Origin of the sequence: Lentzea albidocapillata (genome assembly GCF_000719115.1) — a bacterium.
Taxonomy (GTDB): Bacteria; Actinomycetota; Actinomycetes; order Mycobacteriales; family Pseudonocardiaceae; genus Lentzea; species Lentzea albidocapillata.
This window is the reverse complement of sequence record NZ_JOEA01000003.1, coordinates 290,493-311,629: the sequence shown is the minus strand read 5'-3', so window position 1 is coordinate 311,629 and position 21,137 is coordinate 290,493. Positions and strand designations below refer to the sequence as shown.

Annotated in this window: 20 protein-coding genes; 11 read left to right on the top strand and 9 right to left on the bottom strand. The window is 70.3% G+C overall.

Going from position 1 to position 21,137, the window contains the following annotated elements:
- Window positions 1–67 precede the first annotated feature (67 nt).
- Complete coding sequence (locus IG04_RS47610) at window positions 68–2,371, top strand: cellulose binding domain-containing protein (protein ID WP_030475355.1); 2,304 nt, start codon at window positions 68–70, stop codon at window positions 2,369–2,371.
- Complete coding sequence (locus tag IG04_RS0105135) at window positions 2,371–4,041, top strand: cellulose binding domain-containing protein (RefSeq protein WP_030475354.1); 1,671 nt, start codon at window positions 2,371–2,373, stop codon at window positions 4,039–4,041. Before IG04_RS47610 ends, IG04_RS0105135 begins: the two co-directional genes overlap by 1 nt.
- Before the next feature lie 56 nt (window positions 4,042–4,097).
- Here IG04_RS0105135 and IG04_RS0105130 read toward each other — a convergent pair whose 3' ends face one another.
- Both IG04_RS0105130 and IG04_RS0105125 read right to left on the bottom strand, forming a co-directional pair.
- Window positions 4,098–4,559 (bottom strand): P-loop NTPase family protein, encoded by a 462-nt coding sequence (locus tag IG04_RS0105130; protein WP_030475353.1) that lies wholly within the window; start codon window positions 4,557–4,559, stop codon window positions 4,098–4,100.
- Between the two features lie 38 nt (window positions 4,560–4,597).
- Window positions 4,598–5,569: an EamA family transporter gene (locus IG04_RS0105125; RefSeq protein ID WP_211257670.1), complete on the bottom strand. Its 972-nt coding sequence runs from the start codon at window positions 5,567–5,569 to the stop codon at window positions 4,598–4,600.
- Between the two features lie 54 nt (window positions 5,570–5,623).
- Here IG04_RS0105125 and IG04_RS0105120 point away from each other — a divergent pair, with 54 nt between their 5' ends.
- Complete coding sequence (locus IG04_RS0105120) at window positions 5,624–6,178, top strand: CGNR zinc finger domain-containing protein (protein ID WP_030475351.1); 555 nt, start codon at window positions 5,624–5,626, stop codon at window positions 6,176–6,178.
- Here the strand turns inward: IG04_RS0105120 and IG04_RS0105115 are convergent.
- Window positions 6,175–6,867 carry a hypothetical protein gene (locus IG04_RS0105115; protein WP_030475350.1) on the bottom strand — a complete coding sequence of 231 codons (693 nt, stop codon included), beginning with the start codon at window positions 6,865–6,867 and terminating at the stop codon, window positions 6,175–6,177. The two genes, IG04_RS0105120 and IG04_RS0105115, sit on opposite strands and share 4 nt — an antisense overlap.
- A 58-nt stretch (window positions 6,868–6,925) precedes the next feature.
- Complete coding sequence (locus tag IG04_RS0105110; protein WP_030475349.1) at window positions 6,926–8,344, bottom strand: aldehyde dehydrogenase family protein; 1,419 nt, start codon at window positions 8,342–8,344, stop codon at window positions 6,926–6,928.
- Between the two features lie 66 nt (window positions 8,345–8,410).
- Here IG04_RS0105110 and IG04_RS0105105 point away from each other — a divergent pair, with 66 nt between their 5' ends.
- The gene (locus IG04_RS0105105; RefSeq protein WP_159460439.1) at window positions 8,411–9,004 is read left to right on the top strand and encodes a TetR/AcrR family transcriptional regulator; all 594 of its coding nucleotides are present in this window, start codon (window positions 8,411–8,413) and stop codon (window positions 9,002–9,004) included.
- A gap of 19 nt (window positions 9,005–9,023) precedes the next feature.
- Here the strand turns inward: IG04_RS0105105 and IG04_RS0105100 are convergent, their stop codons facing one another.
- The 3 genes from IG04_RS0105100 to IG04_RS0105090 all read right to left on the bottom strand — a co-directional run bounded on the left by IG04_RS0105100 (window position 9,024) and on the right by IG04_RS0105090 (window position 11,735).
- Window positions 9,024–10,151 (bottom strand): BMP family lipoprotein, encoded by a 1,128-nt coding sequence (locus IG04_RS0105100; RefSeq protein WP_030475347.1) that lies wholly within the window; start codon window positions 10,149–10,151, stop codon window positions 9,024–9,026.
- Window positions 10,152–10,233: 82 nt separating this feature from the next.
- Window positions 10,234–10,758: a GNAT family N-acetyltransferase gene (locus IG04_RS0105095; RefSeq protein ID WP_245815992.1), complete on the bottom strand. Its 525-nt coding sequence runs from the start codon at window positions 10,756–10,758 to the stop codon at window positions 10,234–10,236.
- Window positions 10,755–11,735, bottom strand: a complete 981-nt coding sequence (locus IG04_RS0105090; protein WP_030475345.1) for a hypothetical protein — start codon at window positions 11,733–11,735, stop codon at window positions 10,755–10,757. Before IG04_RS0105090 ends, IG04_RS0105095 begins: the two co-directional genes overlap by 4 nt.
- Before the next feature lie 134 nt (window positions 11,736–11,869).
- Here IG04_RS0105090 and IG04_RS0105085 point away from each other — a divergent pair, with 134 nt between their 5' ends.
- From IG04_RS0105085 to IG04_RS0105060, 6 genes are all read left to right on the top strand, one after another.
- Window positions 11,870–12,436 (top strand): MerR family transcriptional regulator, encoded by a 567-nt coding sequence (locus IG04_RS0105085; RefSeq protein WP_030475344.1) that lies wholly within the window; start codon window positions 11,870–11,872, stop codon window positions 12,434–12,436.
- Entirely contained in the window at window positions 12,433–14,766 is a 2,334-nt protein-coding gene (locus IG04_RS0105080) for a VIT domain-containing protein (RefSeq protein ID WP_030475343.1), read from the top strand. The genes IG04_RS0105085 and IG04_RS0105080 overlap by 4 nt, the downstream gene beginning before the upstream one ends.
- A gap of 210 nt (window positions 14,767–14,976) precedes the next feature.
- Window positions 14,977–15,348 carry a hypothetical protein gene (locus IG04_RS0105075; protein WP_144065249.1) on the top strand — a complete coding sequence of 124 codons (372 nt, stop codon included), beginning with the start codon at window positions 14,977–14,979 and terminating at the stop codon, window positions 15,346–15,348.
- Window positions 15,349–15,411: 63 nt separating this feature from the next.
- A complete protein-coding gene (locus IG04_RS0105070) occupies window positions 15,412–16,809 on the top strand; it encodes a fatty acid desaturase (RefSeq protein ID WP_030475341.1) in 1,398 nt (465 codons plus the stop codon).
- Window positions 16,810–16,819: 10 nt separating this feature from the next.
- A complete protein-coding gene (locus tag IG04_RS0105065; protein WP_036013703.1) occupies window positions 16,820–17,431 on the top strand; it encodes a TetR/AcrR family transcriptional regulator in 612 nt (203 codons plus the stop codon).
- Window positions 17,432–17,443: 12 nt separating this feature from the next.
- On the top strand, window positions 17,444–18,388 hold the full coding sequence (locus IG04_RS0105060; RefSeq protein ID WP_036013699.1) for an SDR family NAD(P)-dependent oxidoreductase: 945 nt from the start codon (window positions 17,444–17,446) through the stop codon (window positions 18,386–18,388).
- Here the strand turns inward: IG04_RS0105060 and IG04_RS0105055 are convergent.
- Window positions 18,381–18,737, bottom strand: coding sequence for a 5-carboxymethyl-2-hydroxymuconate Delta-isomerase (locus tag IG04_RS0105055; protein WP_030475338.1), 357 nt, complete (start codon window positions 18,735–18,737; stop codon window positions 18,381–18,383). The two genes, IG04_RS0105060 and IG04_RS0105055, sit on opposite strands and share 8 nt — an antisense overlap.
- A gap of 125 nt (window positions 18,738–18,862) precedes the next feature.
- Between IG04_RS0105055 and IG04_RS0105050 the strand changes: the two genes are divergently transcribed.
- Window positions 18,863–20,338: an alpha/beta fold hydrolase gene (locus tag IG04_RS0105050; protein ID WP_144065250.1), complete on the top strand. Its 1,476-nt coding sequence runs from the start codon at window positions 18,863–18,865 to the stop codon at window positions 20,336–20,338.
- Here the strand turns inward: IG04_RS0105050 and IG04_RS0105045 are convergent, their stop codons facing one another.
- A complete protein-coding gene (locus IG04_RS0105045; protein WP_030475336.1) occupies window positions 20,339–21,103 on the bottom strand; it encodes an SDR family oxidoreductase in 765 nt (254 codons plus the stop codon).
- Window positions 21,104–21,137: the final 34 nt, after the last annotated feature.

Sequence of the window (21,137 nt, the reverse complement as noted above, 5' to 3'; positions counted from 1 at the left end):
ACAACCGCGGTCCGAACAGTCCCTGGAGGCATGCGTGTCCCGAAGTCAAGGCCTACGTCGAGCAGCTGTGCTCGGCATTGTGGGCACAGTCGCCGCGGCGGGTATCGCCGTGCTGGTGAACACGGCCGACGCGGCCCCTGGCGCGGGCGCGCTCACCGGGTTGGACACCTCGGCGGGCAATCGCCGGGCACCCGTCAGCGGGTTGTACGACTGGAGCAGGGCCGGTTATCGCGGAGGCCAGAACCTCCCCGGTCCGAGCGAGATCAACTCCAGCGCGGCGTGCCAGATCACCGCCGCCGAACTGGCGAGCCAGTTCGCTGTGAAGCCGAACGACGGACTCGACGACTCGGCGGGTCTGCAGGCGGCCATCGACTCGATCAGGACGACCTGCTCGCCGTCGGCGAGCTACTCCAGGCTCAGCCTGATCACGCTGCCCGCCGGCGAGCTGGCGGTCTCGCGCGAACTGCACGCCGACGCGGACTACCTGATCATCCGCGGCGCCGGCAGGGACGCCACGAAGATCACCTTCCGGCCGGACGCGAACACCCTGTACGACTCCCTGACCCCGGACGGTTCGGACTGGGACGAGGACGGGATGACGTCCGGGCAGGGCAAGGGCGGCTGGCTGTGGCCGGGCCGCGGCCTTTTCCGGGTGCAGTCGCGGGGCGTGCACTCCAGCTACGCGAGCGACTACGCGGCGGCACCGGAGAACCGCAAGGACATCTTCGAGGGCACGGTCAACGTGCACTGGAAGGCCGGCTCGAAGCTGCGCGCCAAGCCGGGTGACGCGGTGAACTCCGCCAAGCAGGGCGACCGCGTGGTCCACCTGGCGACGAACGCGAACATGGCGGCCATGACCGTCGGGTCGTTCATCAACATCCGCGCGGCGAACTCGGTGAAGTTCTACGAGCAGCAGAAGGCCACCGGCACCGACTTCCCGATGCTGAACATGCACATGCGGGCGCAGATCTTCACGATCTCGGCCGTGGACACGGCGAACAAGACCGTCACGCTCGACAAGCCGCTGGAGTACGACGTCCCGGTGACGTCCACTTCGGACGGTTCCGCGCCGATCGCGGGCGCCGCCTACGACTCCAAGGCCTCCCCGCTGGTGGACCCGGTCGTCGGCGTCGGCTTCGAGGACTTCGGCTTCTCCCAGGCGATGCCCGGCCTCAACCAGGCCGACTCGATCAACAACTACGGCAACATGGCTCCCGCCGCCGAGATGCACGGCATCGTCTTCAAGTGGGCGGCGAACTCGTGGGTGAAGGGCATCCGCGCGGAGATGACCGGGTCGCACCCGATCGTCACCGAGGAGGCCAAGAACCTGCAGATCGTGAACAACGAGCTCGACGGTTCGTGGAACAAGGGCAAGGGCGGCAACGGTTACTTCCGCGGCTCGCGTGTCTGGGACTCGCTCTACACCGGCAACACCTCGCGCAACCTGCGGCACTTCACGTTCCAGTGGTCCGCCTCGGGCAACGTCGTGATCGGCAACGACTTCGACTCCGACCTGAACCTGCACGGCGGCTGGGAGCGCAACAACCTCTTCGAGCTGAACACCGTGCGGGTGCCCTACGCCCACCGGTCGGCCAACTGCCGCGCCAACTGCGGTGAGGAGGGTGGCGGCGGACCCGACAGCTCCAGCTGGTTCCCGATCTGGTGGGGCGCGGGCAAGAAGGCCGTCAAGTGGTCCGGCGCGTCCGGTCCCCGCAACGTCTTCTTCAACAACACCATGACGAAGCAGACCGTGGCCGGCGGCCCGTTCAACGACTACTACGCCGACCACGCGCGGATCTACCAGTTCGGCTGGAACGGCACGGGCTACCAGCACCTCGACATCGGCGGCACGCCGATCACCGACTGGGCGTCGAACGAGCAGCGCGACTTCACCGGCGGCCACGGCGTGGACGCCACGAAGACCGACTCGGCGGCGTCACTGTTCCTCAGCTCGATCAACGGCACCCCGCCGACCAGCACCACCACGTCGACGACCACCACCACGACCACCACTACGACGACGAGCACCACGACCACGACGACCAATCCGCCGTCGGGCTCGTGTCTCACCGCCAAGATCACCCAGACCTCGGTGTGGAGCAGCGGTTACGGCGCCGACGTGACGCTGACCAACGGCTGCGCCACCGCGACGTCGTCGTGGACGATCGAGTTCGACCTGCCCTCGGGCACCACGGTCAGCAGTTCGTGGAGCTCGGTCCGCACCTCGACCGGCCAGCACCACAAGTTCACCAACGTGAGCTTCAACGGTGCCATCAAGCCGGGCACCAGCACGAAGTTCGGCTTCAACGCCTCGGGCACCGGGCTCCCCACCGGCTGCACCGTGAACGGCAACTCCTGCGGAGGCAACTGATGGGCACCAGGGCACTGGCATTGGCCGGGGTCGCCGCGACCGTCGCGGCACTGCTCAGCGGCGCGTCCGCACAGGCAGCGGCACCCGTGCTGAAGGCGGCGGTCACCCAGACGTCGGTGTGGAACGGCGGTTACGGCGCGGACGTGACGATCACCAACTCCGGTGACGCCGCGAGCACGTCGTGGACGGTCGAGTTCGACCTGCCGTCCGGCACCACGATCACCAGTTCGTGGAGCTCGGTCCGCACGTCCACGGGCCAGCACCACAAGTTCACCAACGCGGGCTTCAACGGTGCCGTCAAACCCGGTGCCAGCACGAAGTTCGGCTTCAACGCGTCCGGCGGCGGCCTGCCGGCGAACTGCACGATCAACGGTGTGTCGTGCGGCGGCGGCACCACCCCGCCCGTGGACACGCAGGCGCCCACCGTGCCGACCAGCCTGCGATCCACCGGCGTGACCTCCAGTTCGGTGTCGCTCGCATGGACGGCGTCGACCGACAACGTCGGCGTCACCGGCTACGAGGTGCTGCTCGGCAACGCGGTCAGCACGACCGTCACCGGCACGTCGGCGACCGTCAGCGGCCTGTCGCCGGCCACCGCGTACTCGTTCTCGGTGCGTGCCAGGGACGCGGCGGGCAACAGGTCGGCGGCGAGCACCGCCGTGAGCGCGACGACCAGCCCAGGCAGCGGCGGCGGCAGCACCGTCGACGTGTCCACCGCGGCACAGCTCCAGGCAGCGTTGGCGGCGGCCACTCCCGGCCAGACGATCAGGATGGCGGCGGGCACGTACCGCGGCTCGTTCGTCGCCAACGGCCGGGCGGGCACCGCGTCCCAGCGCATCACCCTGAGCGGCCCGCGTGACGCCGTCCTCATCAACGACGGCCCCAGCGGCGTCGCCCCGTCCTGCCCCGCGCCCACCGCGGGCTGGGACTCCGGCTACGGCCTGTGGCTCTTCGGGTCCCCGTACTGGAACCTCACCGGGTTCACCGTGCAGGAGTCGAAGAAGGGCATCGTCCTCGACAACTCGCACCACACCACGATCGACGCGGTCTCGGTGCACCACCTCGACGAGGAAGCGGTCCACTTCCGCCGTTCCTCGGCCGACGGCATCATCCGCAACTCCACGATCACCGACACCGGCCTGGTTCAGCGCGGCTACGGCGAAGGCGTGTACCTCGGTTCCGCCAACTCGAACTGGGCCTGCCACGGCAACAACGGCGGCATCGACCGCAGCGACCGCGTCCAGGTGCTGAACAACAGGATCGGCCCGAACGTCGCGGCCGAGGCCATCGACGTCAAGGAAGGCACCTACGACGGTGTTATCCGCGGCAACACCTTCGACGGCCAGGGCATCAGCGGTCAGAACTCGGCCGACTCCTGGGTCGACGTCAAGGGCATCGGCTACGTGATCGAGGACAACACGGGCACGTTCCGCAGCCCCGGCACCTTCGCCAACGGCTACGAGACGCACAACACCAGCACCACCCCGGCCCTGCCCAACGGCTGCGGCAACACCTGGCGCAACAACCGTTCGGACCTCGGCGGCGTGGGCCAGTACGCCATCTACGTCACGTCGGTGTCGAAGTGCTCGGCGCTGCCCAACGTCGTCCACTCCTCCAACACCGTGACCGGGGCGGTGAAGGGCCTGACCAACGCTCCCGTCACCCCGTAACACCTCCTGTCACGACCGTGCCCGGCGCTCCACTGTGGACGCCGGGCACGGTCGTGTCACGAGTGCTGCGCGAGGAAGCGAGCCGTCGCCCGCGGACTCCGGAACACGTGCAGCCGCGCGTTGCCGGCGTGAGCCGTGATCGCGTCCAGCAGGAGCGGCCGGTACCTGCGACGCCACGACCACACCCAGCGCCAGAAGTCGGCGTTCTCGCGGGACCTGAGCAGTGCGCGCCAGGCGCAGCGAGGGAAGGAGTAGTCGAGCAGGAGCACGGTGTCCGCCCTGCGCAGCCGGACCTCGAGGACGTCGTGGGGGCCGAGGTCGCCGTCCATGATCCACCGGTCTTCGGCGGCGAGTTCGCCCTGGACGATGGACCAGAGGTCGTGCGGGGTCGGTTCCAGGTCCGGTCCCCAGAAGTGCTTGTCGAGTTCGATGACGGGCAGCCCGGTCGCGGTGCCCAGGGCCGTGGCGAGGGTGGACTTCCCGGCGCCGCCACGGCCGAGGATGACGACGCGTTCCATGGCCGCGATCGTGCCAGAGGAACCGCGCCGCGCAGGACCTAGACGTGCGCGGGCGTGGCGACCGGTTCCACTGTCTGGCGTTCGGCGCGGACCGAGGCGATGCCGCCCAGGATCAGCAGGCCGCCGAGCAGCTGCAACGGCGAGAGCCCCTCGCCCAGCAGGAGCCAGGCGAACAGCGAGGCGGAGACGACCTCCAGCAGCGCGATGAACGACGCCAGCCGTGAGCCGAGGATCCCCGAGGCGGTGATGCCGCTCGCGTAGGCCAGCGCGGTGCCGATGACCGCGACGACGAGCAGCGGCACCCACCAGGGCGTGGGGGTGCCGAACAGCGGCACGTCGCCGAACGTGGCGGTGAACGGCAGCAGGCCCGTGGCTCCCACCAGGGCCAGCACCGGTACGGCGAGCAGCAGGCCGGCGCCGGCGAGTGCCACCGGCGGCAGGCCGTTGTTGGGGCGGGCGGCGATCACGAAGTACACGGAACACCCGATGGCGGCACCGAAAGCGGCGGCCAGGCCGATGGGGTCCACGGCCTGGATCGCGCCGGGGCCGATCACCAGCACCAGGCCGCCGACCGCGAGGACCGAGCCGACCAGGACGACGGGTGCGGGTGTGCGCCTGCTGACCGCCCAGGTGAAGCCGACGAGGAGGAGCGGCGCGAGGAACTCGATGAGCAGTGCCGTCGCCACCGGGATCCGCTGGATGGCGGCGAAGTAGAGCACCTGGGTGACCGCCACGCCCACCAGGCCCATGCCCAGCACCGGCCAGCGGGCCTGCCGCAGCAACGTCCAGCGGCCGCGCATCAGGACGAGGACGAACGGCAGCAGCACCAGACCGGCGGTGAGCGCGCGGACCGTGACGGCGGCGGCGGGGGACCAGCCGGCCTCCAGCAGCGGTTTGACGAACGCGCCGGAGGTACCGAACGAGATGAACGAGACCGCCGCCGCGATCAGGCCCGTGGACTTCGACGGAATCCCCATGGTCGCGTGCCTCCCGGTTCCGGACAGTGTCATGGTCTAACCTGGCTCATGACCCTGACGCTAGGCCGGTCTCGGTAAGGAGTCAATTTGCGTTTTGCCCCTGACACGGAGGAGTCGCTCGCGTTCGTCGTGGCACTGTGCAACACGGACCCGTCGGCGTCGCGTGGCGGCGATGACGAGCTGGCCACCGTCGGCCAGTTGACGGCCCTGCTCGGCCGGTTCCACTACTCGGGGCGCATCGACGGCGACGAGGCTGAACTGCGGGACGTCCATCTGACGCGCGCGCTGCTCAGGCGCGTGTGGTTGCTCGGCCGCGATGACGCCGTCGAGGCCGTCAACAAGATGTTGCGCGACGCGAAGGCGCTGCCGCATCTCGTGCGGCACGACGACCTCGACTGGCACATGCACGCCACCGAGCCCACCTCGCCGCTCGCCGAACGCATGCGGGTCGAGGCCGCGCTCGCCCTCATCGACGTGATCCGGATGAACGAGATGGATCGCCTGCGGGTCTGCGCGGCCGACGACTGCGAGGGGCTCCTGCTCGACCTGTCCCGCAACGGGTTGAAGCGGTTCTGCACGGTGCGGTGCGGCAACCGGATGAACATGATCGCGTTCCGCGAACGGCGTGCGGACGGTGGCTAGCCGCTGAACGTGAATCCGGTGCGCACGCGCAGTTCCGTGGTGGCGCAGTCCCCACCCGCGCGTTCGGCGACGAAGGTGTACTCGCGGTCGCTCGTCGTCGGGAACTCGGTGTTCACCAGGACATCGCGCGACACGGCCTCGGCGACGGTCCTGCCGTCGAGCTCGACGTGCCACCTCACCTCGGACTCGCAGCCGTGCAGTTCGACCGAGAGCCCGCCGTGTCCCGTGCGCGCCGGAGTGCGGCCGAGACCGCCGAACCGCGTCTTCACCTGCGCCCCGGCCGCCAGTTCGTACACGTGCACGGGCGCGCAGACCGTGGCTTCTCCGCTGCCGGCGCACTCCTGCACGGTCCGGGGAGCGTCACCGCCCACGACCCGGGTGCTCACGTGGTCCGGCAGGTTCGCCAGCATGACGGCCGCCAGGGCGATGGCTCCCAAAGACGCGATCATCGTCAACGTCGACACCACCACGGCGCGCACCCGGCGCTGCACGGCCTCCGAGCGCTCGCGTGCCTCCAGTTCGAGCGTCTGGAGCAGTTCCGGCTTGTCCGTGGCCGCCGCGACGAGCATCGCCATCTGGCGGGTGGCGAGTGCGGCGGAGCGGGACGCCATCAGCGACGCGATGAGCGCGATGACGGCACTGATGATCCCCGCTACCCACGACACCCGTTCGACCCAGTCCCAGAACACCGCATGATCAAAGCAGAACAACGGGATTCAGTGAGGCAGAACGGCGACGACCGTCACGTCACCCGCGGCGCATCACGCGCTGGGCGAGGCGCGATCCGAGGCCGCCGAACGGCGGCTGGGCGAGGCGGAGCGTGTCGAACGCAAGAGGCTTGCGCAGCACGGGCTTGAGGTGGGAGAAGGCGTTCCACGAGTACCGGCCGTGATAGGCGCCCATCCCGCTGGCGCCGACGCCGCCGAACGGCAGCCCGCTCGCCGCCACGTGGATCAGGCCCGCGTCGTGGACGACCGCGCCGGAGGACGTTCGCTGCTCGAACAGGCGGCGGGTGCGGGCGGACGACGTGAACACGTACAGCGCGAGGGGCTTGTCCCAGGCGTTGACGACGTCGATCGCCTGCTCGGCGGAGTCGACCGCGACGACGGGCAGCACGGGGCCGAAGATCTCCTCGCGCAGCACCGGATGGGCCGCGTCCGGGCCAACGGACAGACGGTCGCCACTCAAGGTCACGACCGTGGGCGCGAGGTACCGCTCCGCCCGGTCGTGGTCGCCGCCGATCACCACGTTCGTGCCGTCCAGCAGGGACACGAGCCGGTCGAACTGCCGCTCGTCCACGATCCGGCCGTAGTCCTCGCTCGCCCGCAGGTCGGCACCCCACAGGTCCGTGATCGCCCTCCCGAGCGCCTCCACGAGTGCGGGGACCCGGTCGGGGGTGGTCATCACGTAGTCGGGGGCGACGCACGTCTGGCCCGCGTTGGTGAACTTCGCCCACACCAGCCGCCGCGCCGCCTGGTCGAGGTGGGCGTCGTCGTCGAACCAGACGGGTGACTTGCCGCCCAGTTCCAGCGTCACCGGCGTCAGGTGCTCTGCCGCGGCCCGCATCACGATCCGGCCGACCGTGCCGCTGCCCGTGAAGACGATGTGGTCGAACCGTTGCGCCAGCAGTTCGGTCGCCTCCGGGACAGCACCCTCGACCACGCGCACGGTGCCGTCGGGGAAGTAGGCGGGCACGAGCCGCGCGATCAGTGCCGACGTCTCCGGCGCCAGCTCGCTCGGCTTGAGAACCGCCGTGTTGCCCGCCGCCAGCACACCGACCAGCGGGTCGAGCAGCAGCTGCATCGGGTAGTTCCACGGTGCGATCACCAGCACCACGCCGAGCGGCTCGGGCACCAGCCGCGCCCGCGCCGGCCACAGGCCCAGCGGCACCGGGCCGCGCCTGGATCGCGACCACCTCCGCAGGTGGCGCAGCGTGTGGCTGATCTCCGCCAGCACCACGCCGATCTCCGTCAGCTGCGCCTCGCCCGCGCCTTTGTGCAGGTCGCTCCACAGGGCAGCCTCGAACGCGGCCTCGTTCTCGGTGAGCATCGCGCGCAACGCCCGGAGACCGGCGGTACGGGCGGCCAGGGGACGGGTGACGCCGGAGTCGAACACCTCGCGGGCGCCGGAGACGGTCGCGGCGATGTCAGCTGTCGTCGTGGGCATGCGCCCCACCGTACCCCAATACGAAACAGATCCTTTTCGTTTCTTCGCCCGGGTATGCTGGCCGGGATGACGAAAGCCGACGCGGCACAGGGGCGCCCCAAAGACCCGCGGGTGGACGCGGCCCTGATCACCGCGGCGATCGAGGTCCTCACCGAGTCGGGGTGGGCCTCCTTCACCACGACCGCCGTCGCCAAGCGTGCGGGCGCCTCGACCGCGTCCCTCTACCGCCGCTGGCCCTCCAAGCAGGCCCTCGCCGGCGCCGTGGCCCGGCACATCGCCCAGGCGGAGCTGACCGGGATCAACACCGGCACCCTCGAGGGCGACCTGCGGGAACTCCTGGCGCGCAAGCGGAAGATCCTCGAAGCCGCCACCGGTCCCGCGTTGCTCTCGCTGATGGGCCAGGCCGCGCACGACCCGGACCTGCGCCGGATCCTGCACGACGACGTCTACCTGGCGGTGCGCGGCGAGCTCGGCGCGCTCATCGGCCGGGCCACCGGCCGAGGGGAGCTCGCGAACGCCGTCGGCAGCGCGCAGGTCGACGTGCTGACGCTGGTGCTGATCGGCACCGCCCTGGCCCGGTCGGTCTTCGTCGAGACCGGCGCCCACGACGCCGCCGAGGCCGAACTCCACCTCCTGCTCGCGGCGATCAACCTCGCCTGATCCCCGGCCGCGCGGTCGGCTAGACCGCGTCCGCGACCTTGATCCTGCCCTCGATGATCTGGGCCCTGTAGCCCTCCAGGATGCCCTGCAGCTTCGCGTCGATCTTGCCGCCCGACGTCGCGTAGCCCACGCCGTCCGACTTCAGGTCGAAGACCTTCGGCAGCGACGCGAGGTCGTTCGCCGCGGCGGCGTGGAAGAAGTCGTAGACGGCGACGTCCACGCGCTTGAGGCTGGAGGCCACGATGACGTCGCGGTTGGCCGCGACGGCGGGCTGGTTGTACTGGTCGGCGTCGCAGCCGATCGCCAGCACGCCCGCCTCCTTCACCGCCGCGAACACGCCGATGCCGGACGCGCCCGCCGCCGGGTAGACGACGTCGGCGCCCTTGTCGATCAGGCCCTTCGCGGCCTCCTGGCCCTTGGGCGGGTCCTGGAAACCGGTGAAGTCGCCGGCCGGGGTGATGTACTTCTTGTCGATCGAGACCTTCGGCGCGGCGGTCTTCGCGCCCTGGAAGTAGCCCGCCTCGAACTTCTGGATCAGCGGGATGTCCACGCCGCCGACGAAGCCCACGTGGCACTTCCTGCTCTGGTACGCGGCGACGACGCCCGCGAGGAACGCGCCCTCCTGCTCGGCGAAGACCAGCGGCGTCACGTTCGCGACACCGTCCACAGCGGAGTCGACCAGGCCGAACTTGACGTTCGGGAACTCCGGCGCGACCACCTTGAGCGACTCGGTGTAGGCGAAACCGACGCCGACGATCGGGTTGAAGCCCTCGGACGCGAGCTGGCGCAGGCGGGTCTGCTTGGCCGACTCGTCCTCGTTGGGCGCCGCGGACAGCTCGCGGGTGTTCTCCTTCTTCACGCCCATGTCCGCGATGGCCTTGTCGAACCCGGCGGCGGCCAGATCGTTGAACGACGCGTCGCCGCGGCCACCGATGTCGTAGGCCAGACCGATCTTCAACGCGCTGCCGTCGACCTTCTTGTCGTTGGCGGTGCTGGTGCTCGACGTGGCGGGCGCGGTGGGCGGCGCCGAGAACTCGCAGCCCTTGCCCGACGCGGCGGGGGTGGTGCCACCACCGGAGTCCTTCGCACAGGCGCTCACCACCATGAGGCTGGTCAGCGCGATCGCGGCCACGGCGGTGCCACGCATACGACGACGCACGGTTCGTCTCCTCTAACTCGGCTTGGAGAGGCGGACGCTACCTCGCACCTCGGCCAGACCGGTTGAGAGTTCACTTACTGGGATCGAGGAATTTACGGAAGACGAGGAAATCGCACGGGCACGCGAGGTGCGGCACCAGGAACGGATAAGCGCTTTCCAGGCTGTCCTTGCGCACGAGCCGATAGCCGGTGCGCGTGTACCAGCCGCGGAGGAACTCCTTCACCGGGTGCTCCCACGTCTGCGGGACGAGCAGCTCCAGCTGCATCTCCGCGAAGCCCTGCTCACGGCCCCAGTTCTCGGCGAACGACACGAGGTCCGTGCCGATGCCGGTGCCACGCTCCTCGGGCGCGGCGACCAGCATCCCGAACTCGCCCACACCGTCCTCGATCTCCTGCACGCGCACGGAACCCACGATGCGATCGCCCGACCACGCCACCGCGATCTGCCCGGTGGCGACGAGCTCCGCCACCTCGGCCTCGGTGGTCCGGGACTGGCCTTCGAGCCAGATTCCCTTCTCGGCGTCGCAGTACACGCGGTTGATCAGGGCGGCGATCTCCGCGGCGAGTCCCGTGTCGGAGATCAGGACCGGACTCACCACGGCGACGGCTGGGTGATCTTGGCGAGCTCGTCGGCGTGCTGGAGCACCCCGAGTTCGCGCAGCATCCGATCGCGCTGCACCGGGTCGTGCGCGACGTGCGAGGCGTGCAGTGCCTTGCGCAGCCGGGCTTTCCGACGCGGCGTCCACGGGCTTGCGATGGCGAGCTTCGCGGCGCGCAACGCCGCCTTGTCACGGGTGCGCGCCAGGGCGTCGCGGCCGTCGTCACCCAGGCCCAGCAACGACAACACGCGTTCGCGCAGCTCACGCCCGACGCGCGCCCAGGTGGTCGTGCGCCGGCGCGAAGCGCGGATCTCGATACCGAGCGCCAGGTGCAGCATGACCAGGCCGAGGACCGGACCGAGCAGGACGCGGGCGGTGCCGGCGACCGGGCCGGACAGGCTGAAGGCCGCGAAAGCGGCGAACGCCGTCAGCGCCCACGCCACGAGGCGAGCGGGACCGGGACGGCCGTTCTGGCGCACGCCACCGCGCATCGCCCAGCCGCACGCCACGAGCGCCGCCTCCATCACGGAGAACAGGACGACCCGTTCCACGACGTCGGTGATGCCCAGGCGCTGCTCGAAGAACCGCCACGAGGTGTCGACGCTGACGCCGATGCTCATCAGCGCGACGGCGTAGAAACCCTTGGCCCCGGCGGGCTTCGAGGGCTCGGTGGCCGGTTCCGGAGAGGGGGTCTCGGCCTTGTCGAGCTCAGCGATGAGTTCCGGCGTGAGCAGCACATGGCCGTTCGTGTCGCTCATGCGGTTACTGGCGCGCCACTCGTTCACGATCGTCCTGGTGTGGGAACTGCTGGGCACCGCCTGGCCCTGCTTGTGCAGCCAGCGGCGAACGTCCTCGACTGTGCAGTCGCGCGGAAGGCAGTGGTCCAACGCGTATCGGATCTTGGCCGACTGCGTCCTCAGCCGGGCTAACGCGGCGCTGTGGTCGGTCAGGGTGCCGACCTCGTCCGTGGTCACTCGTGCTCTCCGTCCTCATGTGGGGTGGCTTGCAGGGGCGCGCGGACGCGCCGGACCCTACCCGGCTGCCGGGCGTGAACATCATCAGGTTTACGACGTTGACACTGTCATGGTTGCAGTGTCAGTATCAACGGGTGTGGACGCTCGACGAGTTGCTGGACCGCGTCTCCGCCGCACTGACGGCGGAGTACTCGGGCGCGCCCAACGGCCGCGTCCGGGACGTGCCCGACAAGCGGGCCGTCCGCTGGTACGCGACGACGGGGCTGGTCGACAGACCGTCCGCGATGCGCGGCCGCACGGCGTTGTACGAGAAGCGCCACCTGCTCCAACTGGTGGCGGTGAAGAGACTGCAGTCCCAGGGGAGGGCGCTGGCCGACATTCAAGCCGAGCTCGCGGGCGCCACCGACACGACGCTGGCGGCCATCGCCCGCGTACCGGAAGACCTGCTCCTCACGGCTGAAGCACCACCGCCAGAGGCCGTTCGCCCGAGGTTCTGGGCCGAACCTGCTGCCGCACCGGCCGCGCCACCCGCACCCGCCGAGGCGTTCGCGCTGAACGGCGTCGCGCTCGGGGGAGGTGCCGTCGTGCTGGTGCCGGGGACGCCGACGGCCGCCGACCGCGCGGACATCGCCGCCGCCGCCCGGCCACTGCTCGACCTGCTCGCCGCCCGCGGCCTGCTCAACGAAAGGGAATCGTCATGACCTTGTCCGTCGCCCCGATGAAGGCCGCCGAAGCCGACCGCATCGGCCGGACGACCGAGGACGCGGGTCTGGGCGCGTTGCGCACCGAACGCGGCAACCTGCCGCTGGAGCGCCTCGGCGTGCGAGCCTCCATCACCGGTCTCGTGGGCCGCGTGGTCCTGACGACCGGGTTCGTGAACACCCACGACACCGCTCTCGAAGCGACCTACGTGTTCCCGCTGCCGGACCGTGCCGCCGTTACCGGGATGAAGATGACGGCCGGTGACCGCACGGTGGAAGCCGATCTGCAGGAACGCGCCCAGGCTCGCCAGACGTACGACGACGCGATCGCGGCGGGCAAGAGAGCGTCGATCGTGGAGGAGGAGCGCCCGGACGTCTTCACCATGCGCGTGGGCAACATCCCCGCCGGTGAACGGGTGACCGTCGAGCTGACCCTGGTGGGGCCGCTGGTGTTCGAGGACGGCGCGGCCACGTTCCGGTTCCCGCTCGTCGTGGCGCCTCGCTACGTGCCGGGCACGCCGCTGCCCGGACCGTCCGTCGGCGACGGGCACGCCCAGGACACGGACCTGGTGCCGGACGCCTCGCGGATCACGCCGCCGGTGCTGCTGCCGGGCTTCCCGAACCCCGTGCGGCTCGGCATCGACGTGGAGATCGACCCCGCCGGACTGGACCTCGGCGAGGTGCGGTCGAGCCTGCACACCGTGGTCACCGAGGGGAACACCGTGTCGGTCTCGCCGGGCGAGCGGGTCGACCGCGACTTCGTGCTTCGCCTGGCGTACCACGGGAACAGCTCGGCGGTCGTGTGCGTGCCCGACGAGGACGACAGCGGTGAGGGCACCTACCAGCTGACGGTGCTGCCGCCCGAGCCCGAGGCGCCGGTCCGCCCGCGTGACGTCGTGCTGCTGCTCGACCGGTCCGGCAGCATGTCGGGCTGGAAGATGGTCGCGGCCCGGCGTGCGGCGGCCCGCATCGTCGACACGCTGACCGCGGACGACACGTTCTCCGTGATCACCTTCGACCACCAGGTGGAACGGCCCGACACGCTCGGCGCGGGGCTGGTCACGGCCACCGACCGCCACCGTTTCCGCGCCGTCGAACACCTGGCCGCCATGCAGGCACGCGGCGGCACGGAGATGTTCGAGCCGCTGCGGCAGGGCCTGACCCTGCTCGCCGACGCGGGCTCGGAGCGTGCCCCGGTCCTCGTGCTCGTGACGGACGGTCAGGTCGGCAACGAGGACCAGATGCTGCGCGACATCGCACCGATGATCAACCGGACGCGGATCCACGCCGTCGGCATCGACACCGCCGTCAACGCGGGCTTCCTCGGCAGGCTGGCCGCCGCCGGTGCGGGCCGGTGCGAACTCGTCGAGAGCGAGGACCGGCTGGACGAGGCGATGACGCACATCCAGCGGCGGATCGGCGCGCCGGTCGTCACCGACGTCGTGGTGTCGCCCGGATCCGACCTGCCCCGGCTGCCCACCGCCATCTATCCGGGTGTGCCGCTGGTCGCCTTCGGCCGCTACCGCGGCGCCGCACCGGACTCCTACACCGTGCGCGGCCGGACCCGGGACGGCGCCGGCTGGCAGGAAACGGTGGCCGTACAGCAGCACACCTCGCCGGCCGTCCGGTCGCAGTGGGCCCGTGCCGCGCTGCGTGATCTGGAGGACCGGTACGCGGCCGGTGACCGGACGCTGGAGTCGTCGATCGTGGAGACCTCGCTGCGGTTCGGCGTGCTGTGCCGCTTCACCGCGTTCGTGGCGGTGGACGAGCGGGTCGTGTCCGACGGGACGGTGCACCGGGTGGTGCAGCCGGTCGAACAGCCCGCGGGCTGGGAGATGCGGGCTCCAGGTGGCCCGATGCCGATGTTCGCCGGTGGCGCGCCCGCGTTCGCCGCCGCTCCGGCGCCGTTCGCAGCCGCGCCCGCCGCGTTCGGCGGGGCGGTACCGCCACCTCCCTCCGCGGCGCCGCGGGCCATGCGTTCTCGTTCGGCGGCGCCGCTGTCCCCGCCCGGATCGATGCCGGCACCTCCGGCCGCCGACCCGGCGGACCTGCGAGAGGTCGTGACGCTGGAGATCCAGCGCCTGGAGAAGGACGCGTCCCTGCCGTCGTGGGAACGTCGTGACCTGCTCGCCGACCTGGCCAGCCGGCTCGGCATCCTCATCGCCGGCCGCACCGGCCCGGCTTACGAGCCGATGCGCGGCCTGCTCGCGGAGATCACGGCCGGCGGAGACGTCGACAAGCTGTGGGCGCGGACGCTGGAGGTGCTGCGGGAGTTCGTCGCGGACGGGACGCCTGCCGAGCCGGAGCGGCGCAAGAGGTTCTGGCGCTGATCGGACCATTGCCCGTGTGAGGGTTCCGCCGCAACGCTTCCCCTGTGAGCGCGTTCGGGGAGTGGACGACAGTCGAGGGCCTGCCCGCGTTCGAGTACAGGGCAGGCCGTGTGGACCGGCACCCTGTCCGGGCCTGCCCGGTCGCGAACCTGCACAGCCATTCGCAGCCCTTGCCGGCCTGTCTGCGGCTCGTCGGCGTACCTCGATTCGGTGAATGAGCGTGACGAACCGGGAACCGCCGTGGTCCTGACCGTCGCCCCGTACGAATCGCCCGAGGAGTCCTCGTTGTCCAGCCCCAGCCACCGAGTCGTCCAGCTGCGCACGCCCATGACGGAGGACCAGCGCCTGTCACTCGTGGAGCAGACCGCCCTGTGTCACCCGGCGGTGCACAGTGTCGAGCTGTCGTCGGACGCCGAGATTTACGTGGAGGTCGTGGTGTGGCGCGGAAGTTCGCCGCAGCGGACCGTGCACGACATCGCCGCGGCACTCGACGCCGTGCTGCCAGGCGTGCCGGTATGCGTGTCGGTGTCGGCCGTCGCCTACCGGAGGCGCGCTGCGACCCTGTTCGCGGTTTACAAATAGCGCTCTCTTGTCAAACGGGCTTTACGTGTCCTACCGTTCTGTCAACCTCCTGAGGAGAGTGGCATGAGCGACAAGAAGGCAACGGTGCCCGTCGGCTCAACCGAGCAGTGGACGGACGGCAAGCGGTACCTGTGGCTGCTGGGACTGGTCGTGCCGTCTCTGGCGTTCCTGGCGATCGGGATGCACGCGGCGACGGGCTGGGGCGTGTGGTTCTGGATCGGCCCGATCGTGGTGCTGGGCATCGTGCCGGCGATCGACCTCTTCGCCGGGCTCGACCGCAGCAACCCTCCGGACGACATGATCGAGCGGCTGGAGAACGACCGCTACTACCGCTGGATCACGTACCTGTTCCTGCCGATCCAGTACGCCGGGTTCGTGGTGGCGTTCTGGCTGATCGCGCGCGGTGATCTGTCCGTTGTGGACAAGATCGGGCTCGCGGTGTCGATCGGGTGCATCGGCGGCATCGGCATCAACACCGCGCACGAACTGGGCCACAAGAAGGAGAGCCACGAGCGGTGGCTGTCCAAGATCGCGCTGGCGCAGAGCTTCTACGGCCACTTCTACATCGAGCACAACCGCGGTCACCACGTGCGGGTCGCGACGCCGGAGGACCCGGCGAGCAGCAGGGTGGGGGAGAGCTTCTACCGCTTCTGGCCGCGCACCGTCTTCGGCTCGATCGGCTCGGCGTGGCGGCTCGAACGCAAGCGCTACGCGCGCCGCGACCGGCATCCGTACCGCCTGGGCAACGACGTGCTCAACGCGTGGCTGATGTCGGCGGTGCTCTGGGCGGCGATGCTCGTGTGGCTCGGCGCCGGCATCCTGCCGTACCTGCTGATCCAGGCGGTGATCGGCTTCTCGCTCCTGGAGGTCGTGAACTACATGGAGCACTACGGGATGCTGCGGCAGATGGTCGGGGCGCCAGGCCGCAGGCGGTACGAGCGGGTGGATCCCAGCCACAGCTGGAACTCCAACAACATCGCCACGAACGTCCTGCTCTACCACCTGCAGCGGCACAGCGACCACCACGCCAACCCGACCCGGCGCTACCAGACGCTGCGCGACTTCGCCGAGTCCCCGGTGCTGCCGACCGGCTACGCGGGCATGATCCTGCTGGCCCTGGTGCCACCGCTGTGGCGGCGCGTGATGGACCCGCGGGTGCGGGGTCACTTCGGCGGGGACATCGGCCGCGCCAACATCCAGCCCGGCAAGCGCGCGAAGGTGCTCGCCCGCTATGGAGGCACCGGCTCGGGCTCGGACGTCGTCCCGGACAGCCGTGGTGACGCGACGGCGGGCGGCATGTGCCCCGGTTGCGGCTACGTCTACGACGAGAAGACGGGCGACCCGCGCGAAGGCTTCCCCGCCGGAACGCCGTGGGCGGACATCCCGGACACCTGGTGCTGCCCGGACTGCGGCGTGCGCGAGAAGATCGACTTCGTCGCGCCGGGAAGGGTCACGGCCTAGGATCGTGACCATGGGCGGGACTTCTCCAGCGGCGGCCTCGGGTCGCCGGCAGCCGATCGTCGAGGCGGCGATCGAGATGACGGCCCGCGACGGCTGGGCCGCGGTCACCATGACGCGGCTCGCCGAGCAGGTCGGCGTCAGCCGCCAGACCGTCTACAACGAGATCGGTTCCAAGAACTCCCTCGCCGACGCCATGCTCGCGCACGAGCTGGACCGGTTCCTCACGGCGATCAGCGCCGCCTTCGACCGCCACGCCGACAACCTCGTCGAGGCCGTCCACGACGCCGTCCGCGACGTCCTCGAACTCGCCCGCGGCAACCTCCTGGTCCGCGCCATCGCCTCCGCGACGCACGGCGCCGACACCGAACTGGTGCCGTTGCTGACCACCCAGGCCGAAACCCTGCTCACCGACGTCAAAACGATGCTCGGGGCACGGGTCGAGGCATACCGGCCGGGCCTGACGGGCGAGCAGATCGAGGTGCTGGTCGACCTCATGACGAGGACGGTGCTCAGCCACGTCGTCCAGCCGACGGGCACCCCGGCCGGCACCGCCGACGGGCTCGCGTGGCTGGCGTCACGTGTGCTGGAGGAGCCCGCGAGGAAACCGCTCCGCTTCGGCTGACGAACACCAGAGGTGAACGGACTGATCAGCGTGCTCGACACCGTGGCCGACCGGCTCGTGGTGCCCGGCTACTCGAAGTGGGGCTACCGCCTCCGCGGGAAGAGCTGGTCCGACCTGGAACCGGACGCGCTGCAGGGCGCCAGGGCCGTCGTGACCGGAGCCGGTTCGGGCATCGGCAAGGCGACGGCACTGGGCCTGGCCCGCCTCGGCGCGGACGTGGTGCTGGCGGTGCGCGACGAACGCAAGGGCGAGTCGGCCCGGGCCGAGATCGTGGCCGCGGTCCCCGGCGCCGCCGTCGTGGTCCGGCACTGCGACGTGTCGAGCCTGGAGTCCGTGCGCCGGTTCGCCGCGGAGATCGACCGACTGGACGTTCTCGTGCACAACGCCGGAGTCCTGCCGCAGGAACGCACGGCCACCACGGACGGACACGAGCTGACGTTCGCCACGCACGTGCTGGGCCCACTGCTGATGACCGACCTGCTGCGCTCACGGCTCGCGGCCTCCACGGACCCACGGGTCGTGCTCGTCTCCTCCGGCGGCATGTACACCCAACGCCTCCGCGCCGACGACCCCGAGTACCGCGAGGGCACGTACAAGGGAGCGACCGCCTACGCGCGCACGAAACGCATGCAGGTCACGCTCGTCCCACTGCTGACGGAGCGCTATGCGGCAGAGGGCATCGCCGTGCATGGCATGCACCCCGGCTGGGCCGACACACCGGGTGTCGCCGGCTCCCTGCCGGGGTTCCATCGCCTGACCAGCGCGTTCCTGCGCACGGCCGAGGAAGGCGCGGACACGGTCGTCTGGCTCGCCGCGTCGAGTCCCGCTCCCCGCGCCGGACGCTTCTGGCACGACCGTCGTGCACGTCCGACGCACCTGCTGCCGGGCACAGCGGACAAGCCAGCGGACGTGGCGGCCTTCTGGCAGTACTGCGCCGGCGCTGCGGACCTCAGATGACGAACTTCTGGTACTGCTCGCGGTCCAGGTCGTACACCTCGAGCGTCACCTGGGTCGGCAGCCCTTCCACCGGCTTGAGGTGATCGCGCGCGATCCCGAGGGCCACCTGCCCGACCTTCTGCTTGAGCTCGACCGACCGGCCCGTCAGCAGACCTACCCTGATGTGGATCATCGCCGCGGGCGAGCCGTCGCCGATCACGGACTCCTCGATCACGCGGAACCGCGTCTTGAACGACGCCACCTCCGCGCTGACCAGCGGCCCCACGGTGCGGTGCAGCGCGAGGGCGAAGGCGCGGCGGTCGAAGGCCTCGCTCAGTTCGGCGGAGTGCTCGACGGTGATCTGTGGCATGGGCTCACGCTACCGGCGCGGTGATGATCAGCCTCAGGTCGGACGCGCGGATCATCCACGCGAACGATCCGCGCGCACGATCGGTCGTCCTACGCTGGCGCCGACCGGACCTGGGAAGAAGGCACATGTCCAACGCACTCGACGTCATCGGGCGCTGCGCGGCCGCCGCCGTGCTCGCCGTTCCACTCGTCACCGCGGCTCCCGCGCTGGCGGAACCGTCCACATTGGACTGGCAGCCGTGCAGACAGGTCCAGGAGCACTGGGATCCCGAGGACGGCGTCTCCGAGTGCGTCAAGGTCACCGTGCCGCTCGACCACTCCCGCCCGCACGGCCGCAAGATCGACCTGGCCGTCAGCCGCATCAAGGCCACCGACCCGCACAAGCGGCGCGGTGTGCTGCTGATGAACCCCGGCGGCCCAGGGAACGCGGGCCTCGGCATGCCGTACACGATGAGGCGGACCAAGCTCGCGGAGCTCGGCACCGACCACGACCTGATCGGGTTCGACCCGCGTGCGACCGCGGCCAGCGGGGGCGTCGAGTGCGAGGCCACGCCGGAGGACGGCCCTGAACCCGACCCGAAGGCGAGCCCCGAGCAGCAGTTCCGCCAGGACTACGAACGCAACGCGCGCACGAACGCCCGTTGCATCGGCTACGACCGTGACCTGCAGACGAACCTCTCGACCAGGGCCGTCGCCGACGACATGGACCTGATCCGCGCCGCACTGGGCGAGCGGAAGATCAGCTTCTTCGGCATCTCCTGGGGCACCGCGCTCGGCGCCGTCTACCGCAGCCACTACGACCACCGCGTGGACCGCATGCTGCTCGACTCGGTGATGCCGGCGGACTTCACGCTGGAGACCATGAACCTCGGCGCCTCCGCCGCCAAGCAGGCCAACTACGAGGTGCTCGCGGACTGGCTCGCCCAGCGAGACGAGACAGTCCGTCTCGGCAGCACCCCGCAGGCGGTGACGAGGTCGATCGGCGAGCTTGCCGCGAAGCTGGACCAAGTCCCTGTCACGGTCACGCCGCCCGGCGGGAAACCGCGCAAGTACACCGGCAGCCACCTGCGGTCGATGCTCACCTACAAGCGCGCGGCCTGGCAGCAGGTCGCCGAGTCGGTCGTGGCCCTGCGCGACGGTGGCGTACCTCCGCTGACCGGCGACGAACCCGAGCTCGAAGGCTTCGGCCTCACCCCCGTCTGGTACGGCGGCCTGCTCATGCAGCGTGCCGTCGTGTGCAACGACCAGGGCAGGGCACCGGACGTCGACGAGGCGTGGCGTCAGGTCCAGCACCGCCAGGAGGAGTACCCGTTCTTCCGCAACGGCCACGGTTACGGCAACTGGTGCGCGGGCTGGCCGTTGCCCGCGACGCCGTGGCAGCTCAAGCGGGCGGCCAGTCCTCTGCAGCTCTCCGGGCACCGGTACGAGACCAACACGCCGCTCTTCTTCGCCGAGCAGATGCGGCACGAGATCGGCGGCGCGCTGCTGACCGTGGACGACAGCGCGCACGGCTCGTTGTGGGCCATCGACTGCGCTGACAAGGCCGTGCGGTTCCTCCGCACGGGGCAGACCTCGAACGACGCCTGTCCCGGGATCAGCTGATCACTTCCGGTGCGGGTCCTCGGCGTTGAGCGTGGCGACCACCTGGTCGTAGTCGCCGCGCGCTTCGCCGTAGCGCAGGAACTTCACGCGCTCGACCTGGATCTCACGGGCGTCGGGCCGGGTCTCGATGATGCTCATGACCTCGGCGACGTACTCGTCGAGCGGCATGGCGTGCTCGTTGTCCGCGTGGCCCGGCATGAGGTCCGTCTGCACCGACGGCGGCTCCAGTTCCACGACCTTCACCGACGTGTCGGCGAGTTGGAGCCGCAGGGTCTCGCTCAGCATGTGGATCGCGGCCTTGGAGGCGTTGTAGCTCGGCGTGATCTTCAGCGGTGCGAAGGCGAGTCCGGACGAGACGGTCATGATCGTGGCGTCCGGCAGCGTCTGGAAATGCTCGACGAACGCGGCGATCAGGCGGATCGGGCCGAGGACGTTGGTCGTGACGGTGTCCTCGGCGGACTCCAGGAACGACTCGGGGCGGTGCCAGTCCTCGACGCGCATGACGCCGGCCATGGTGATCAGCACGTTGACCGACGGGAAACGGGCGAGGACGTCCTTGGCCGCGGCCTGGACACTCGCGGCGTCGGCGGTGTCGATCCGGACGGTCTCGACACCGGGGTGCTCGGCGGCGATCCGGTCGAGCAGTTCGGTGCGCCGGCCGCCCACGACCACGGTGTTGCCGCGCTCCCGCAGGGCGAGGGCAAGCGCCAGGCCGATGCCGCTGGTGGCTCCGGGGATGAAGACGGTGTTTCCGGTGATGTCCATGGCACTGAGCTTCTGCCGGTTTCCGCCGCTGCGG

What these genes read in the sequence shown, in the direction of transcription:
- IG04_RS0105110 (WP_030475349.1), bottom strand. Translation starts at nt 8,344, where the DNA reads ATGCCCACGACGACAGCTGACATCGCCGCGACCGTCTCCGGCGCCCGC.
- IG04_RS0105105 (WP_159460439.1), top strand. Translation starts at nt 8,411, where the DNA reads ATGACGAAAGCCGACGCGGCACAGGGGCGCCCCAAAGACCCGCGGGTG.
- IG04_RS0105100 (WP_030475347.1), bottom strand. Translation starts at nt 10,151, where the DNA reads ATGCGTGGCACCGCCGTGGCCGCGATCGCGCTGACCAGCCTCATGGTG.
- IG04_RS0105065 (WP_036013703.1), top strand. Translation starts at nt 16,820, where the DNA reads ATGGGCGGGACTTCTCCAGCGGCGGCCTCGGGTCGCCGGCAGCCGATC.
- IG04_RS0105135 (WP_030475354.1), top strand. Translation starts at nt 2,371, where the DNA reads ATGGGCACCAGGGCACTGGCATTGGCCGGGGTCGCCGCGACCGTCGCG.
- IG04_RS0105045 (WP_030475336.1), bottom strand. Translation starts at nt 21,103, where the DNA reads ATGGACATCACCGGAAACACCGTCTTCATCCCCGGAGCCACCAGCGGC.
- IG04_RS0105070 (WP_030475341.1), top strand. Translation starts at nt 15,412, where the DNA reads ATGAGCGACAAGAAGGCAACGGTGCCCGTCGGCTCAACCGAGCAGTGG.
- IG04_RS0105125 (WP_211257670.1), bottom strand. Translation starts at nt 5,569, where the DNA reads ATGACACTGTCCGGAACCGGGAGGCACGCGACCATGGGGATTCCGTCG.
- IG04_RS0105130 (WP_030475353.1), bottom strand. Translation starts at nt 4,559, where the DNA reads ATGGAACGCGTCGTCATCCTCGGCCGTGGCGGCGCCGGGAAGTCCACC.
- IG04_RS0105050 (WP_144065250.1), top strand. Translation starts at nt 18,863, where the DNA reads ATGTCCAACGCACTCGACGTCATCGGGCGCTGCGCGGCCGCCGCCGTG.
- IG04_RS0105080 (WP_030475343.1), top strand. Translation starts at nt 12,433, where the DNA reads ATGACCTTGTCCGTCGCCCCGATGAAGGCCGCCGAAGCCGACCGCATC.
- IG04_RS0105055 (WP_030475338.1), bottom strand. Translation starts at nt 18,737, where the DNA reads ATGCCACAGATCACCGTCGAGCACTCCGCCGAACTGAGCGAGGCCTTC.